The following is a 16907-nucleotide window of genomic DNA, read 5'->3' as shown; positions in this document are numbered from 1 at the left end:
TCGTACTGGACGTACTTGGGAATCCCGACAACACAGCGATTGTGCGTGCCGGGCGTCGCGGGCCAGGCGGGACTTTCCGGACACGCCCTAGGCCGAGGCCGGGCGAGGGGCGCGGCGCATGGACCAGAGGGTGGGGCCGCCGCCCGGGAGGGTCAGCTGCTGCTGGGTCGTGAAGCCGAAGTACTCGTAGAAGGGGAGGTTCGACTCCTTGGAGGACTCCAGGTAGGCGGGGAGGCCCGCCGCGTCGGCCTTGGCGAGGCCGGAGCGGAGGAGGGCCGCGCCCTGGCCGGTGCCCTGGGCGGCGGGGTCGGCACCGATGACCGCGAGGTACCAGTGGGGTTCCTGGGGGCCGTGGGCGGCGGCGGCCTGGACCGCGGCGCCGAAGAGGTCGGCGCGGTCGCCCAGGATGGCGGTGAGTTCGCGGATGGTGTCCTCGTCGGGGACGGCCTTGTCCCGGCCTTCCGGGGAGACCCAGAACGCCGCGGCGGACTCGGTGCGCTCGCAGACCGCGTTGTGGACGTACTGGCGGCTGAAGATGGTGCCGAAGTAGGCGGTGAGCGATTCCTCGCGGGTCTCGTCGACCGGGAAGAACCAGCGCATCATCGGGTCGTCGTCGAAGGCGCGGGCGAGGGAGCGGCTGATCGTCGCGGCGTCGGCGGCGACCGCCGTGGCCGGGGGGTTCTTAAGAGCCATAGATGTATTTTGCAATCAGCTGTTGGGGCTGGTGGGGGCGGGGTCGGGTGAAGGGGCGAGGAGTTCGGGCAGAGGGGTGAGGAGGCTCTGGTCCGGGGTCTGTTCGGTGAGTCGGGCGAAGGTTCTGTGCCAGGCTCGCGGGTCGTCGCCGAGGGTCGTACGGAGCAGTTCGGCGACCGCCGCCAGGGCTTTCTCGACCTCCTGGCCGGGAGTGTCGTCGCGGCGGCGGGCGCGGTTGAGCCAGGCGAGGACGGTGGCGGCGGGGGCCGTCTCCCGGACCAGTTCCTCGCCGGTGATCCGGCCGTCCCGGAGGAGGTCGTCGTAGAGGAAGTCGACCGGTTCGCGGGTCCAGCTGCCGAGGCCGTGGCGGAGCCGGGCCAGGGTCAGGTCCCGGTCCGCCGGGGGTGTCCGGCGGGACGGGACCGGTAGCCGGGCCGCGTGGCGGAGTCGGAGGCCGTGGGGCGCGCGGGCGTTCCGTACGACCGTCTCCCAGGCGGGGACGGGGTCCTGGGCATGGGCCGCTTCCAGGCCCGGCCAGTCGGGGGCGCCCGGGTGGTCGTCGAGGATCCGGGCCGTATCCCAGGGGCCCTTGGCCCGGCGGAGTCGTTTCACCAGCCGGTCGGCGGCGAGTTCGCGGTTCCGGCGGGCGGTGATCGGTTCGGCCGGGTCGGGTCCGGTGAGCGCCTTCTGGACCAGCCGGGTGGCGGTGGCCCCGAGCGCTCCTCCGTCCGCCAGTCCGGCCAGCGCCTTCGGGCCGCCGTGGCGCAGGGTGTTGAGACAGGCCGTCAACTGCTGCGCCAGGCTGAGCCGGTTGCCCTCGCGGGTGACCGTCAGGGCGATCATTTCCGGTTCGGCGGACTCCAGCCAGACGAGGCCGCCCGGGATCGGTGCCGCGGGGTCCGCCGCCGCCCCCGCGAGGACGTCGGCGGCCAGTCGGCCGGGTCTGGCCACGATCCGCCGCCGGATCCGGCTGTCGGCGCCGCCGCGTAGCAGGGCCAGGTCGACCTCCGGGTCGGCGAGGTCCGCCAGCCGGGCCACGGAGGGCTCGTCGAGCCGTCGCGCCTCCCGGGCCAGGATCCGGCGGGCCGTACGGTCCCCGGAGGCCAGCAGCCGCTCGAATGCCGGACGGGGGGTGGGGGTGCGGCGCATGAGATACGCGGCCAGCCGCCAGGCCGTGTCCGGGGCCGCGTTCGCCAGCACGGCGGCCACGGCGCCTTCCGGCGCCAGGCACAGCAGGGCGCCCAGGGGCCAGGGCCAGCGGTAGTCGCCGCGGGCGAGGAGTTTCAGGGCCTCGTCGGCCGTGGCGGGGGCGGGGCGGGGCGCCGAGGGGCCGGCTCCGCCCGCCCTCGGTGACCACGGCGGGCCGTCGCCGGGCCGGTTGCCGACGGTGGAGGCGGAGGTGGAGGACGGCGGCTGGGGCGTACGGAATCGGGTCAGCAGGTCCCGCCAGCTCGGGCCGTGTCCCGGGCCGTTCCAGTCGGTCGCGGCCAGTGCCTCGTCGGCGACCGTAGCGAACGCGAGCCAGGCGCCGGGGTCCGTACCCAGCTCCCGCTCCAGCAGCTTCGCCACGGCCCGCTCCCAGGCGGCGGCGAAGGTGAGTTCGTCCCAGCGGTAGTGCCCCATCAGCAGCCATACGGCGGGGCAGCGGGTCAGCAGGTCCTCGGATCCGATCACCCCGTGCAGCCAGGCCCGTTCGAGCAGCCGCTCGGCCCGGCCCCAGTCGGTCGCCTCGCCGAGCAGTGCCAGCACCTCGTCCCGGGTCGGCGGCTCGCACCGGTGCGCCCGCTCCGGCTCGCCTCGGGCCGAGAGCGCCCGTTCCAGCCAGGCCGGGTGGTGCCATCCCGGGGTGTCCGCGACCCGGTGCGCCGCCAGATAGCGGAGTACCCCGGGGTCCTCGGGCAGCGGTGCCGTTCCGTCGGGGGCGAGGTCCAGCAGCAGATCCACCGCCCCGAGCGCCGCCCTGGCCCACTCACTCCCCGGCTCCGAGGGGGGTGCGAAGGAGGGGGATGGAGGGAGGGAGGAGGAAGGGGGTGCAGAAGGGGATGCGGGAGGAGATGAGGGGGGTTCGGAGGGCGCGAGGGGCGGCAGGGCCGTCGCCGCCTCCGGCAGCGTGCCCCGGTGGGCGGCGAGCACTCGCGAGGTCGTGGGGGTGATGCCCTCGGCGGGCGGCAGCAGGGCCGCCAGCGCCTTACGGTCCGCCGGGCTCCACAGGCCCTCCGCCGCCAGGTCCGTCAGGGCGGCGACCGCGTGCGCGGCGGGGCGGGCCGCGGTGAGGAGTTCGACGGGGGTGAGCAGTCCGGCCCGGACCATGCCGACCGCCCACCGGCCCGCCGCTTCGGGCAGTTCCTCGGTGGCGAGCCGCCGCCCCGGGGGTGTGAGGTCGCCCGCCACCCGGTCGCGCCGCCAGGCGTCGTTGAGAAGGGTGAGCTGGAAGGCGGCCCGGTCCTCGTCCGTGGCGTCCTCGTGGCGGACCAGGTCCTGGGCCGCCTTCGGCATGAAGGGCGCCCGGCGGTTGGCGGCGGCGATCGCGGGCATGTCGTGCGCGTACGGCTCGTTGAGCAGATCGCGCAGGGTGCTGGTGCCCCGGGCGGCGGCCAGCAGCCGGGGCAGGGTCGCCGGGTCCTCGTACGCCTCGCCGTCCGACCGCAGCCGGGCCGCTCCGCCGGGGGTGTCGAGGGCGGCCGTGACCTCGTCCCGGACGGCCGGGAGCAGGGAGCGGGCCGCCGACGGGTCGGCGAGTACGGCCCGGAGCGCCCCGGCTCCCCGGCGCTCCCAGATCCGCAGCAGCGCGTACCGCTGGGCCACTCCGCGGGCCCCGTGCGCCAGGGCCCTGACCACCAGTTCGGGGTCTCCGCTGCCGAGGAAGGGGGCGGTTCTGCCCCGGGTCGGCTCCCCGCCGGACGACAGCAGTTCGGCCCGGAGCCCGGGGTCGAGCGGTACCCGGTCGACCGCGTGCGCGATGGTCCGGCGGAGCGACGGCGTGCAGCGCGCGTTGCGGTAGACGGCGGCGTTGACCCCGGGGTCGTCCGCCGAGACCAGGGCCTTGAGGATCCGGGCGTCCAGCCGGGGGTGTTGGGCGAGGGCCGTCCTGGTCCGGGGATCGCCGTACCGCAGTACGGCACCGGTGAGTACGGGGCCGGGCACGGTCCCCCGGGACAGCAGGTCCCTGACCGTGCGGTCCGGCAGGGCGGCCACCGCGGCGGCGGCCCACCCGGGCGGGGTGTGTTCCAGCAGCAGGGCGAGGGTCGCGGTGGTGGACGCGGGTGGCAGCGGGGCGTCTTCGACCGGGACGGGAGCGGATGCCAGCAGGTCGGGGAGGGTGCCGGGGAAGGCACCGAGCCGGTCGTGGAGCCCGCGCCAGCGGCGGGGGTCGGCCGCGAGATGACCCTCCACCAGCGCCGCGAGTTCGGTCCGGGGGTGGGTCCGGGGGTGCGGGTGGGTGGCGCGGGGGCCTTCGCCGGGCCCGGACCTTTCGGCGGGGACGGGGTGGGGAGTGGCGGATTCCGGGTCCTCGCCGCCCGTCCGCGGGGCGGGCGTAAGCGGTTCGGCGAGGGCGGCCCCGGGAGCCGTGGGTGCCGCCTCCCGGGCGGCGTCCGTCCCTGCGGCGGTGCCCTCGCGCGGGGCGCCTCCGTCGGGCGGTGGGGTGAGCGGCAGGGCCGCCAGCGCGCGGGCCGGGCGGGTCCGGTGGATGAGAGCGGCGACGAGGTCCCCGTCCAGTTCACCGGCCGCGCGGGCCGCCCGCGCGAGCCGGGCCACGGCCGCCCCCGGCGTCCGGCCCGACGCGAGCGCGGCCCGCAGCTCCGCCGCCGCGTCCCCGGGTGCCGGTGCCGGTGGCCCGGGGGGCTCTCCCGCCGGGCTTTCGGCGGTCAGCAGGGCCAGCAGTCCGTCCCGCAGCCTCGTCTCGTCCCCCGTGAGGGGCTGCTCCGCCGGGCCGCCCGGCCCCCTGTGCCCGTCACGCTCTTCCGTCCGCTCGGTACTCGGCATGTCCGTGTCCGTCCCCCGTGCTCCCCGGTTCCCACCGCCGCGCCACGACCCCGGCGGCCTCCGTGGTGCCCATCTCAGCACGCGCCACTGACAATCCGTTCGGCGTGCCCGCCTCCCGGGCCCGCGGGGAGTTCGGTCCTGCGGTAGGCGCCCGGCGCCGCGCCGTACGCGGCCCGGAACGTCCGGCTGAAGACGGACGGGTTGGTGAACCCCCAGTGCGCGGCGATGTCCGCGACCCGCCAGGACGCGAGCGCCGGATCGCGGAGATCCCGCCGGCAGCGCTCCAGCCTGCGCTCCCGGATGGTCGCCGCGACCGTCGTCCGGCGCCCCTCGAAGAGGGCGTGCAGGGTACGCAGGGACATCTGGTGCTCGGCGGCGATCGCGGCCGGGGTCAGCCGGGGGTCGCCCAGGTTGACGTCGATGAAGAAGTCGATCCGGGTGAGCAGGGCCGTACGGCGGGTCTCGTCCGGGAGGGTCCGCTGCCGGTCGAGGTGGTGGGCGAGGAACGTCACGGCCAGGTCCCGGGTGACGGTGTCCAGCCTGCGCCGGTCGGCCTGCGGGATCCGGCCGCCGTGCCGGGCGCAGGAGAGCAGATAGCCCCGGAGGACGTCGCCCACTCCCCCGCCGCCGGTGAGCCGCCGGGCGAGGAGTCCGTCGGTCCGGTCGGAGGGCAGCGGGATCACCGTTCTCGGCAGCCGGAGCATCACATGGCGCACCCCGGCCGGGTCGGTCGTCCAGGACTCCAGTTCGTGGGAGGTGTCGAACAGCACCCAGTCACCGGTGTTCAGCGCCACCGAGTTGTCGTGCTGGGAGAACATCATCGATCCCCCGGTGATAAGGGCGAGTTGGTAGTGCTCCGGATCGGAGCGGCGGATCAGCGACGGCGTCCGGACCGACTGGACGGGCGTGTACTCGAACATCGAGAACGCGGTGCTGTCGAGTTCGAGCGTGCCCGCGCGCGCCTGGAAGGCGACGGGGTCGGGACAGCCGATCCGTACCGGGGCGACATCACGGCTCACCAGGTCGGTGAACCAGTCGAATCGGTCGGTGACGGGAACCAGGTCCGTTCCGATCAGTGGGATCAATGCACTGCCTCTCTGCGAAGCCGCCGTCGCCCGGTGGTGGCGCGGGGCGCGCGGTGCCCGCGGGGGTGGGCGCGGGACGGCGGAGCCGGTCGTAGAGCCGCCGGAAGGGCCGTCGGGGGGTCGGTCCCCGACCTGTCTGCTACGTAGTCGAACGTTGATCGACGTCCCTAACACTGTTAGATCGCTCCTTCACGCTACTACACTGACGGCACGGCAGAAGCGAATCACCGCCCCCTAACCGGCCGGTTCCCGGGGCCGGTTGCCCGGTCCGCGGAGACTCGTACGGCCCGTCGGAACGCGATCGGCCGGGCTTCCGCGGGACGCCCGGGACAGGGGGCGCCCGGGACAAAGGGCGACGCACCGACGGCAACGGAACGTGGAGCGTGATGGCGTGACAGGCGGGAAGACCAGGGGTGGTACGACCTGGAACATCTGGCTGTGGCCCGAGAAGACGCCACGGGGCGAGCCCCCGCTCTCACTCGACCGGATCGCGACGGCCGCCGTCGCGCTGCTGGACGAAGAGGGTATCGACCGTCTCACCATGCGGCGGCTCGCGGACCGTCTCGGCGTGATGGCCCCGTCCCTGTACTGGCATATCGACACCAAGGACAATGTCGTCGATCTCGCCCTGGACGCGGTCTTCGGGCCACCGCCGGGCGCTGCGGGCGCGTCCGGCGGGCCGTGGCGGGAGGATGTGAAGGCGGTGGTGGCGGGGATCCGGGAGACTCTGCTCCGGCATCCCTGGTCGACCGCGGCGCTGGCCAGCCGCCCGCCGTCGGTGGGGCCCAACTTCCTGGCCCGGATGGAACTTCTCCAGGCCGCCCTCGCCCGGGCCGGGCTGCACGGCACCGAACTCAAGTCCGCGACCTGGGCCCTGTTCAACCATGTGATGGGGTTCACCTGGTCGGGGTCGACTCTCCGTGTCCCCGACGCGGAGCGGGAGGCTGGCCGGGAGCTGATGCGGGACAACAGTGACCGGTATCCCCACCTCGTCCTCAACGACGGTATCTACTGCACCGGCTGGGACGACCTGTTCGCCGCCGGATTCGAGTTCCTGCTCGACGGGATCTCGGCGCGACTCGCGGCGACGGCCGGGGCGGAGGGGGCCGGGGCGGGGTCCGGAGCGGATGGATCCGGGGCGGAGGGGTCCGGGGCGGAGAGGCCCGGGGCCGGGCCGGAGGGGGCACGGAAGGAGCCGGTACGGGCGGAGGCCGCTGTCCCGGAGTCGTAGCGGCCCCGGCGGACAGGCACGGGCACATACGGAGACGTACCGAGGCGTACGGAGCCGTACGCGGCCGGGGCCGTACGCGCGGCCGTCCGTCCGGACAGCCCCTCCGGCGGAACGGGGGACAAGTAAGGACCCGGAGACGCGAGAGAAGGCCCTCCGTCCCGTCCCCCGGGGGAGAGGGACGGGACGGAGGAGGCCGGCCCCGCGGTCGCACGCGCCGCCGCCATGGAGGCCACTCTCATGCGGCGGTCGGCGTGCCGGGGGCCGGGCGCGACCGGCGGCCGGGCTCAGGAGCAGCCGGTCGCCGTGCAGTTGGTCTCGGGGCCCGGGCGCCACTCCCCGGGCCGGTCCGAGACCCAGTACACGACCTTGACCCGCCGTACCGGCCCCGGGTTCGTACCCGGGAGGGTAAGGGTTCCGGCGAAGTCGCGGACGGTCGCGTTCGGGTTGTCCGCGCAGAACTGGCTCGATGTGCTCGATACGGAGGTGCCGTCCGCCGCGTACGCGGTGAACTCGGCGTAGCGGCAGCCGCTCACGGGGCGGTTCCGTCCGCTGTACGTGACCGGTCCCTCGCCGCCGCCCCGGGGCCAGCGGAGATAGCCGATGGCGTTGCTGTTGCCGTAGTCGAGCCGGAAGTCGGTCGCGGGGGCCTGGGGCACCACGGCCCGGACCGGGATCAGCGGTCGCAGTTCTTCATACGAAACCTGGTCGAAGATCCCGAAGTAGTACTGCGTCCAGAACTCCGTGGGCTGGAGGGTACGGGTGTCGACGTGCGGGGACGCCTCGACGCCGACCCAGCCGTAGAAGCGGCCGGAGTCGCCGACGACCTGGAGCATCGGCTGGACGTGTGAGTTGGCGGGATAGCAGTCCTTGGCGCCCTTGGTCAGGGTCTGGCACCAGTACTCGGAGGCGTTCTGCCGTCCGCCGCCGGTCTCGGCGAGATAGCGGACCCGGTCCTTGTCCGGGTAGTTCACGTCCTTGCATCCGGTGTCGTGCTGGAGATAGCCGAGACAGCCGCCGTCGGGGCAGGGCTTCCACGGGTTCGCGGTGTTCTCGCCGTCGCGGGCGCTGAAGGTGAAGTAGCCGCCGGCCCATTCGCGGTGGACCTTGCCCGAGCCGATCGAGACGAAGGAGCCGAGGTAATGGCGGGCGTTGTAGCGGGCGTCGGTGGCCAGGGAGCCCATCGGGGTCCGGCTCTGGTCGGTGAGCGGGGCGTTGCTGCCGTAGCCGACGCCGAAGTTGGCCTCGTAGTCGCTGAACTCTCCCGGGGCCGGGAACTGTACGGGTCCGGGGCGGGTCGGGCTGTCCTGGACGCCGGGGTAGAACGTGGGGCTGGTGATCCGGGCGACGTCGCCTCCGGCGAGTGAGGCGGTGACGTCCCAGTGCTCGGTCAGCGGCCGGGGCAGGGCGGCGCCGGTCGCGCCGGTCCGCCAGACGACGGTCAGCTTCCCGCCGGGCGTGTGGGTGTACGTCCCCCGGTACGCGCCCGTCGGCGCGCCGGTGAACCCGTCGGCGGTACGGACGTCGCAGACGGGAACGGCTCCGCCGCAGTCGGCCTTCTTGGCGTTGATCCGGGGCGCCTGGTCGGCCTGGCCCCACTGCCAGTACCGGGTGCTGACGGTGCCGTCGGTCCCGAAGACGTAATAGCCGAGCCGGGTCCAGGTCGGCGGGCGTACGGCGTCGCTGGTGTCCTGGAGGCGGCCCACGGAGACGACCCAGTTGGCCTTGCCGCCGGGAAGGGCGGCGGCCACGGGCGCGGGCGGCCGGGGTTCGGGCGCCGTGGTCCCGGCCGCCGCGGCGCCCGGCAGCAGCAGGGCGCACAGGGCGGCGACGAGCGCGAACAGGACCACGGCCGCGGAGGGCCGCGGCTTCTTCCTTCCGTACGGTCGTGGGTGCAAGTCGGGTCCCCTCATCGGGTGGGATACGTCATGGGGCACTGCCGGACGGCACGGACGGGCCGCCCGCCGCCGAGGATCGGAGGGCGGCCGGGGGCGCGGGTCAGGCGCGGCTGTAGTTCTCCGGCCGGCCGCACAGCGTGCCCGCGGCGAAGTTCTTACACACCGTGATCTTCACGCGGTCGACGTTCGCGTTACCCAGCAGCATGGCGAGATCCTTGTTCCCCGACGCGACGGTCCGCGAGTCCGAGGCGATCATCTTCGATCCGTCGAAGGCCTCGAAGACGGCGGTCGTGGAGGACCCGCTGCCCGGTTCGCTGTAGACCTTTCCAGTGATGTTCGGGATGCCCCAGTTCCACTTGATCAGACCGGAGGTGTAGCCCAACAGACAGTCGGAGTTGAAGTAACACACGTGGAAGTTGTCGTCCGGGCCCGCCGGCGCGGCCGTCGCCGGGGCGGCCGTCGCGATGGATCCGAGGAATGCGGCCGAGAGCAGTGTGCCGAGAAGGCGCTTCTTCACTGTGATCCCTTTCAGGGGTTCGGGCGTTTCACGGATGGGTGCCTGGCGGCGTTCTCCTTACGGGGCACGGTCGGTCACCCCGTACGCGGGGCGGCTGCGCGCCCTGTGACGGAAGTGATACCGCTGCCCCGTCGCGCTGCGGAAGAGCGGCCGCACGGACCGCAAAGAGGTTCGCGCTCACGGTCACATCACGTCGAGAAATGGGTAGTTACCGCCCCGACCGGGTGCGCACGGCCTCCGGGCACGGCGGACTGGCGCAATGGAAGGGGTGGTTGGTGTGCGGAAGCGGCGGACGGCGCCTCAGAGCAAGGCCGACTATGTGTACGGCGTCCTCCTCGACGACATCCGCAACGCCCGGATCCCGGGCGGCTCCCCGCTGCGCGCGGCGCCGGTCGCGGCCCGGCTGGGGGTGTCGATCACTCCGGTGCGGGAGGCGCTGCGGCGGCTGGAGAAGGACCGGCTGATCAGTTACGAGAGCCATCACGGGGCCACGGTCATCGATCTCAGCGACGAGGCCCTGGTCGAGTACTACGACGTACGGGCCGTGGTGGAGGGGCTGGGCGCCCGGCTGGCCGCCGCCCGGATCACGGCCGAGGAGCTGGCCGGGCTGCGGGCGGTGCACGCCTCGATGGTCGAGGACATCGTGGCGGGGCGGCGCGAGCGGCTGGGCGAGCTGAGCCGCGGGCTGCATCTGGCGATCACGGACATCGGCGGGCCCGCGTTCCTCGGCGAGCAGGCCCGGGCCATCCGGAACAGCTACCCCGTCCCGCAGGACGCGTCCCTCTGGCTGGACGACAACCACGTCCAGCGCCATATCGTCGACGCGCACGCGGAGATCCTCGACGCCATCGGCGCGGGGGACGGGGAGAGCGCCGAGCGGGTGATGACCGAGCACATCCGGCTGAGCGCCGCGTACCGCGTCGGCGAGCGGACGGCGCTGATCCGCCACCCGGACTGACCTCGAAGCGGACCGGAACACGGACCGACCGGGAGGCGGACCGGGACGAAGGCGAGGGGCGGGCGCCGGGGGTCGTACGCCCCCGGCGGCGCCCGTCGAGGCCGGGGCCGGGGGCCGGGCCGTACGGGACGATCCGGTTATCCCGCCACGTAGACGATCTGGATCAGATTGCCGCAGGTGTCGTCCAGTACGGCGGTGGTGACCTGGCCCATCGTCAGCGGCTCCTGGGTGAAGACCACACCCAGCCCCCGCAGCCGCTCGACCTCGGCCCGCACGTCGTCCACGGCGAACGACGCGGCCGGGATGCCGTCCTCGACCAGTGCCGTCTTGTACGGGGGCACCGCCGGGTGGCCGGAGGGCTCCAGCAGGAGTTCGGTGCCGTCGGGGGCCTCCGGGGAGACGACGGTCAGCCAGCGGGCTCCGCCGCCCAGCGGTACGTCGTTCTTCTTCACGAAGCCGAGTACCTCTGTGTAGAAGCGCAGGGCCTGCTCCTGGTCCTCGACGAAGACGCTGGTGACATGGATCCTCATGGGGCTTTCTCCGATGTTTCGGGGGGTTCGAGCCATCGGGTGACGGCACGCGTCAGCGGCTCGGTGTCCAGGTCGTGGAATTTGTAGCGGCCCTGACGCCGCGGGACGACGAGACCCGCCGATTCCAGTACGGCCAGATGCTGGCTGATCGCCTGGCGCGACAGCCCGAGGCCGTGTTTGGCCGTCAGCCTGGCGCAGATCTCGAAGAGGCTCTGACCGTCCCGGTCCGCCAGCTCGTCCAGGATCAGCCGCCGGGTGGGGTCGGCCAGGGCCTTGAAGACATCTTCTGCCATGACCCCACGATAGGCAAGTCGCCACTTGCCTATCAAGCGGGGCCGGGCTCCCCCGGCCGGGGCGGGGACTCAGGTGCGGCAGTCCGGCAGCCGGTCCGCCGCCGTCCGGGCGAGTCCCAGGGTCTGGGCCCTGGCGGGCGCCGCCGGGCTGCCCAGATGGCTGAGGACGATCAGGCAGCCGCGCACCGCGACCAGCACCATCGTCTCCTCCACGGTCGCCGCCGCGTACCGGACCGTGATGGCGGCGTGCCAGGACGTGTCGCCGATGCCCGCTCCGCCGAGCGGGGTGACCGTCTGCCGGGCCGTGTCGCCGTCCGGCCAGGCCAGCTCGTACGTACCGCAGCCGGACAGCTCCCGGGCCGCCGTCGAGACCTGGGCGGACGCGGCCCGGCCCGGGTACCACCGCAGTACCTGCTGGAGGAACGGCCCGCTGCGGCTCCGGGCCCACGCCGCCCGGGTCTCGACGGCGCCGGGGTGGGTGGTGCGGTGGAGTTCCAGGGCGTTGAGGCGCTGGACGCAGTCGGGTCGGCTCGAACGGTTCGGCGGATGGCTGGGCAGGACCGTACGGACGTATCCGGCGGGCAGCCCGGCGGTGGGGAACAGGGCCCGGGCGAGCCGGTCGGCCGACGGCGGCTTCACCGGCGGCGGGGGCGGTGTGGTGGGCCGTGGGGTCGGCGGCGGGGTCGTACCGCCGTCCGTGGGGTCCGGCCCGGAGGTGGTGCCCGTGGGCCCGGGGGTCCGGCTGCCGCCCGGCGACGGCGAGCCGGTCGAGCCGGGCGAGCCGGTCGGCGGGCTCGCGGTGGCGGGGCCGGTGGGGCTCGGCCGGACGCCCGACGGCTCGGGGGCGGGGGTCGACGACGCGGTCGTACGGACCCGGCCCGCCCGGTCGTCACCCCCGCCGCCGTCGCCGCAGCCGGTCGCGGCGGCGAGCAGCAGGGTGACCAGCGCCGGTACGGCCGCGGTACGGCGCCGGGCGCGCCGGAAGGCTCCCCCGGGGGCCGCCGGACGGCTCCCGGGCGCGTGGGGCGTCGTGCTGCTGATCGGCGTCATCACGGACTCCTGACGGGCGACGGACGGACGGACACGGTCGTGGGGATGGGGGTGGGCGATCGGGGTCCGGGAGGCGTACGGCACCGGAGGCCCGGGGCCGCCCCGCCGGGCCCGGCTCCGTACGACCCCGTACGACCCGGCCCGCCTCGTACGGCTCACCGGCCGTAGCGCCGCAGCAGATCGCAGCGGAGGATCGCCGCCTGCCGCACATCGCTGTGCACGGGTGCCCAACGGGCCTCCGTCAGGGCGGCGGAGACCGCCCTCAGCACGGTGTCGTCCACGGCGTCGAGGAGTTCGGCCGTCTCCTTCCGTCCCTCCGGTCCCGCCCACAGCGCCGACTTGCCGACGTTGAGGGCGAGGCACGCCTTGAAGGGGTCGCGGACCTCCTCCGGGTGGCCGTCCGCGCCCGGCGGCGGCAGGACCGGAAGGTCGTCGACGTCCACGGGCCGGTCGTCGCGGACCGGTTCCACGGGGGCGCGCAGCACCCCGCCGCCGCCGGGTGGCGCGGGCATCGTCCCGGGGAGCAGCACCCGGCGGGGGCTCGGATCGTCCGAGTTCGCGAGCGGGATCCAGACCGCCGCCGCGGGCAGTACGAACAGGGCGGCGGCGAGGGCCGGTACGAGCCGGGGGCGGGGCGCCCGGCGGCGTAGCGCCGTCAGGGCGAACGGGGTCACCGCGCCGAGGAGGGTGAGGGTGGCGCCGACGACCCAGGCGGTGGAGTCGACGGCCCCCCAGTACGGCACGGAGTCCGCCTCCACGGCGGCGAGGGCGGCGAACAGGAACCAGGTGCCGAGCGGTACGGCGAGTACGGCGCCGGAGAGCGCGACCGCCGCCGCGCACGCCGGTCCCGACCGGGGCCCGGTGGCCGACGCGCGGGCGGCCCGGGCCAGGGCGGCGGCCCAGGTGGTGAAGAGGGCCCCGCCGACGACGAGGGCGGCGGCGAGGGCGACGGCCCGGCCGGGGGCGGCGTTCATCAAGGAGAAGTCGGCGGCGAGGCCGTCCGCGGTGCCGAAGGCGTCGGTCCAGTCGCCGGAGGCGCGGGCGGAGAGCTGGGATCCGGCGAGCAGGCCGGTGCCGAGGGCGGCGCCCCGGTACGCGGGCCGGAGGCCGTAGGCGTCGGGGTGGCGTACGGCGACCGCCCGCCACAGCGCGACGGTGACGACCCCGGCGACCGCCCAGCCGGTCAGGGCGCCGGTGATCCGGTAGCCGGTGGCGACGCTGTCGGGGGTGAGGGCCGTGACGAGCAGGGCCGCCTCGGTGAAGACGAGGCCGGCGGCGACCCCGGTGGCCAGGCTCTCCGGCACCGACAGGCCCCACAGCCGGCCGGGGCGGGCCAGGACGGCGAGCCGGGCCTCGCGGGTGGGGTGGGTGGCCAGGCCGAGCAGCCGGGGGATCCGGCGCCGCAGGGTCGGCGGCCGGTCCCGGGAGACGTACGAGGCGAGGTCTCCGGCGTCACGCGGATCGGCCGACGCCCGTACGTCGGCGTCGTGTTCGCGGATCCGCAGTACGCCGCAGAGCGTCAGACCGGAGACGGCGAGTACGGCGGCCAGCCGGAGGGCGAGCGCGCCGCCGATACTTCCCGGGTCCGGGGCCAGTTCGGCGGCGAGCGGGACGGTGACCCCGGCGCACAGGATCCACCAGGCGGCGATGGCCAGCCGGACCCGGCCGACGTCCCGGGCGGCGATATGGGCGACCTCGTGGCGGAGCAGCGCGCCGATGTCCGCCTCGGGCTGGAGATGGGCCCCGGCCCCGGCGATCACGCGCGGTCGGCGGGCGGTGCCCTCCGCGCGGGCGCCGAGACCGAGCCCCCGGCCGGGCCGCGAGTAGGGCCACGGCAGAGGCCGGCGGCCGGGACGGGGGCGGCCGGTTCGCCGTACGAGGAGGGCCGGGGGCCGGGCCGTACCGGGCGGTACGACGGCGGCCAGCCGGACCGCCATCTCCGGCCCGGCGGGGCGGGTCCGCCGGGGCGAGAGCGCCCGGGCCCGGGCCGCCGCCCGGACGAGGAGGGCGAGCAGCAGCAGGACGATGGGGCCGCGGAGGACGACCAGGGCCTGATCGAGCCGCACGCCGTCGACGCACCGGGTGAAGCCGGTGACGGTGGTCATGGGGTCGGGGGCCGTCGCGGCCGTCCCGGCCGGTGGTTCGGGGAGGCAGCCGAGTTGGGCGCCGGGCCAGTGGTCCCGCTCCTTGACCAGCCACCACCAGGTGGCGAAGGCGGCGCCCGCGGCGGCGACGACGACGAGTTGGACGAGCCGGGTCGTCGTCGGCTGCGGCAGCCGCGCGCGGGCGATCAGCGCCGCCGGTACGGAACCGTGCTCCCCGCGCCCGTCCGGGATCCGCCGGGGCCGGTCCTGGTCCCGGGGCGCCCGGTTCCCCCATGGCCGCATCGCGTGTCAGCCGCCGTCGGGTCGCGTGGCCGGTGGTTCCGGCGGTACCGGTGGCGGAGAGTCAGCTACGGGCGGGTCCGCCGGGCGAGGCCGCGAGCCGGCGTCACGGGCCCGGGGCGGGCCGCCCGGAGGCGGGTCCGGGGCGGCGGCCGGGCCGGGGTTCGGGGCGGAGTTCGGATCCGGAGCAGGGGCCGTCGCCGGGCCCGTACCGGCGTCGGCGCCCCCGGCCTGGCTGTCCGGGGAGGCCGCGTCCGGGTGCACGGCCGGGCCGTCCGGAGCCGGATCGGCGACCGGGCTCTGATCCACGGTCAGGACCGCCCCCGAACCCGGCACCCGGACCGGAGCCGCCGCGCCCGTGACCGCGTTCGAGGCGAGGTCCGGGGGCGAGTTCGGCCCCGGAACAGGAGCCGTGGCCCCACCCGGACCGTCCGGGGCCGGGTCGGAGGCGAGATCCGGGGTCGAGTCGGGACCGGGAGCAGGGTCCGGGGTGATGGCCGGGTCCGAATTCGCGCCGGGAGCGGGGGCCGTCGTCCCGCCCGCACCCGTGCCCGTGCCCGCGCCATCGGCCGGGCCGTCCGGCGGCGGAGCCGCCGGGAGCGCCTCGCCCGGAACCGCGCCCTGGACCGCGCCCGGAGGCGGCCCTTGCGATCCCGGCTCCGGTACCAGACCGTTCGGCGGCCGAGACTCCGCGTCCGGACCTGAAGCCGGGGCCGCATCCGAAGCCCGGCCTTCCGGTCCCGGCGGCGGAGTGGCTGTCAGTGCCGGGCCCGAGGCCGGAGGCGCTCCTCCCGGCACCGGCACCGGGGCCGACGGGCCCGGCGGGACCAGGGCGACGATCAGGACGTGTGCGCAGCGGTCCGCTTCCGAGGCGGGCAGGCCGCAGTCGCGGGCGTGTTCCCGGGCCCAGCGCAGGAGGTCTTCGGGGGTGTGGGCGCCCGGGTCGGGGGCGCCGTCCGTCAGGGCCGCGCGGCGTTCGTCGGAGGCCTCGCGGCGGCGCCGACGGCGGGCCCGGCGGCGGGTGAACGCGCCGCCGCCCCGGCGGACCGCGTCGGCCGCGACATCGGCCAGGAACTGGGCGACGAAGGCGATCAGTACGGGCAGCAGGACCGCCGTGTCCACCCCGGCGGTGAGGACTCCCCCGCCGCCGCGTTCCACCCGCTGCGGCGGGAACGGGTCGTCGGCGTAGGCCCGGCGGGCCTCGTCGAGCCGGGGCAGTTCGCCGGGGGCCAGGGCCCGGACGACCTCCCGCAGGACATCCGCTCCGGTACGGGTCCCGGCCGGTCCGGTCCCCGGGCCCGTAGCCGTACCCGTACCCGTAGCCCTTTCCGGATCCGTCTCCGCCGTCATCGGTGCTCACCGCCGACCGCGCCCCGGGCGGCACCCCGGGCCGTGCCCCGAACCCCGTCGCCGTCGGCCGTACGGGTCCGGGCCCGGAGGCGTACGAGGAAGGTCCCGGCGCCCGCCGCGCCCGCCGCACCCAGGGCGAGCGGCAGGAACGGCACTCCGGTGGCGGCGAGTTCTTCCCGGCCGCCGGTCCCGGTCTGGGGCAGCGGATCGCTGCCGCCGGTTCCGGCACCGCCGGACCCACCGGTTCCGCCGGTACCGCCGCCCGTCACCCCGCCGCCCGGGTCCGGGTCGTCCGGCGGTCCGGACGGGATCGGCGGCAGCGGCGGTGACGGCGAGTTCGACGGCGTGGGCTTGGGGATCGGCCTCGGTGACGGCAGCGGCGCGGCCTTGACGTCGTACGACGCCTTGCCGTCCATCAGCGGCACCGGATCCGTGCCCGGGACGAACTGGATCAGGCCCTGGACGACGAACTGGAGCTTCTCACCGACCGGTACGGCCTTGTCGAGGGTGAGCCGCAGCCGGACCTTGGCGACGCCCTTGGCGGGGATCGTGCCGGTGGACGGCAGGCCGCCGTCGACGGTGAGGAAGCCGGAGAGGGCCACGGCACCCTGGGCCAGCTCGACCGGCCGCCACTTGCCCGCGCCCGCGTCGTACCACTCGACCACCACCTGCCGCGGGGTGAGGGCGGCGGCCGGGGGCGCGAGCCGCAGTCCGACGGCGACGATGAAGCTGTCGGTGATCGGGGTGTCGAGGGTGTTGTGGAACTCGGCCTCGACGGTGAGCGCCCGGCCGACGGGCAGCGGCCCGGACTCCGGGAGCACCTTCGCGAACGGTGCGACGGAATCCGCGGCGGCGGCCCCCGATCCGGGTCCGGGTCCGGGTCCGGGTCCCGATCCGGGTCCGGCGGTACGGTCCCCGGTGGCGAGGCCCGCACCCG

13 protein-coding genes are annotated in these 16907 nt (G+C 75.4%); 2 read left to right on the top strand and 11 right to left on the bottom strand.

All coding sequences use genetic code 11. The annotated features are described in order from the left end of the window. Positions 1-87: 87 nt before the first annotated feature. From ABZ714_RS23845 to ABZ714_RS23835, 3 genes are all read right to left on the bottom strand, one after another. Positions 88-693 carry a GNAT family N-acetyltransferase gene (locus ABZ714_RS23845; RefSeq protein WP_358827335.1) on the bottom strand — a complete coding sequence of 202 codons (606 nt, stop codon included), beginning with the start codon at positions 691-693 and terminating at the stop codon, positions 88-90. Between the two features lie 15 nt (positions 694-708). Next, a complete protein-coding gene (locus ABZ714_RS23840) occupies positions 709-4677 on the bottom strand; it encodes a hypothetical protein (RefSeq protein ID WP_358827334.1) in 3969 nt (1322 codons plus the stop codon). A 74-nt stretch (positions 4678-4751) separates the two neighbouring features. Beyond that, positions 4752-5762: a helix-turn-helix domain-containing protein gene (locus ABZ714_RS23835; RefSeq protein WP_358827333.1), complete on the bottom strand. Its 1011-nt coding sequence runs from the start codon at positions 5760-5762 to the stop codon at positions 4752-4754. Between the two features lie 391 nt (positions 5763-6153). Between ABZ714_RS23835 and ABZ714_RS23830 the strand changes: the two genes are divergently transcribed. Next, a complete protein-coding gene (locus ABZ714_RS23830; RefSeq protein WP_358827332.1) occupies positions 6154-6993 on the top strand; it encodes a TetR/AcrR family transcriptional regulator C-terminal domain-containing protein in 840 nt (279 codons plus the stop codon). 284 nt (positions 6994-7277) lie between these two features. Here the strand turns inward: ABZ714_RS23830 and ABZ714_RS23825 are convergent, their stop codons facing one another. Further along, a complete protein-coding gene (locus ABZ714_RS23825; protein ID WP_358827331.1) occupies positions 7278-8840 on the bottom strand; it encodes a hypothetical protein in 1563 nt (520 codons plus the stop codon). Between the two features lie 148 nt (positions 8841-8988). Next, positions 8989-9405 (bottom strand): hypothetical protein, encoded by a 417-nt coding sequence (locus tag ABZ714_RS23820; protein WP_358827330.1) that lies wholly within the window; start codon positions 9403-9405, stop codon positions 8989-8991. Between the two features lie 277 nt (positions 9406-9682). On the opposite strand from ABZ714_RS23820, the gene ABZ714_RS23815 reads away from it, so the two are divergent. After that, positions 9683-10363: a GntR family transcriptional regulator gene (locus ABZ714_RS23815; protein WP_358827329.1), complete on the top strand. Its 681-nt coding sequence runs from the start codon at positions 9683-9685 to the stop codon at positions 10361-10363. A 137-nt stretch (positions 10364-10500) separates the two neighbouring features. Here ABZ714_RS23815 and ABZ714_RS23810 read toward each other — a convergent pair whose 3' ends face one another. The 6 genes from ABZ714_RS23810 to ABZ714_RS23785 all read right to left on the bottom strand — a co-directional run bounded on the left by ABZ714_RS23810 (position 10501) and on the right by ABZ714_RS23785 (position 16791). Then, on the bottom strand, positions 10501-10893 hold the full coding sequence (locus ABZ714_RS23810; protein WP_358827328.1) for a VOC family protein: 393 nt from the start codon (positions 10891-10893) through the stop codon (positions 10501-10503). Then, positions 10890-11186 carry a metalloregulator ArsR/SmtB family transcription factor gene (locus tag ABZ714_RS23805; protein WP_358827327.1) on the bottom strand — a complete coding sequence of 99 codons (297 nt, stop codon included), beginning with the start codon at positions 11184-11186 and terminating at the stop codon, positions 10890-10892. The genes ABZ714_RS23810 and ABZ714_RS23805 overlap by 4 nt, the downstream gene beginning before the upstream one ends. A 69-nt stretch (positions 11187-11255) precedes the next feature. After that, on the bottom strand, positions 11256-12236 hold the full coding sequence (locus ABZ714_RS23800; protein ID WP_358827326.1) for a hypothetical protein: 981 nt from the start codon (positions 12234-12236) through the stop codon (positions 11256-11258). 155 nt (positions 12237-12391) lie between these two features. After that, complete coding sequence (locus ABZ714_RS23795; RefSeq protein WP_358827325.1) at positions 12392-14623, bottom strand: hypothetical protein; 2232 nt, start codon at positions 14621-14623, stop codon at positions 12392-12394. 6 nt (positions 14624-14629) lie between these two features. Beyond that, positions 14630-15970: a hypothetical protein gene (locus ABZ714_RS23790; protein WP_358827324.1), complete on the bottom strand. Its 1341-nt coding sequence runs from the start codon at positions 15968-15970 to the stop codon at positions 14630-14632. Further along, positions 15967-16791 carry a hypothetical protein gene (locus ABZ714_RS23785; protein WP_358827323.1) on the bottom strand — a complete coding sequence of 275 codons (825 nt, stop codon included), beginning with the start codon at positions 16789-16791 and terminating at the stop codon, positions 15967-15969. The genes ABZ714_RS23790 and ABZ714_RS23785 overlap by 4 nt, the downstream gene beginning before the upstream one ends. Positions 16792-16907: the final 116 nt, after the last annotated feature.

This window comes from Streptomyces sp. NPDC006798, assembly GCF_040635975.1.
Taxonomy (GTDB): Bacteria; Actinomycetota; Actinomycetes; order Streptomycetales; family Streptomycetaceae; genus Streptomyces.
The sequence above is the reverse complement of the archived record's forward strand: the minus strand, read 5'-3'. Positions and strand labels throughout refer to the sequence as shown.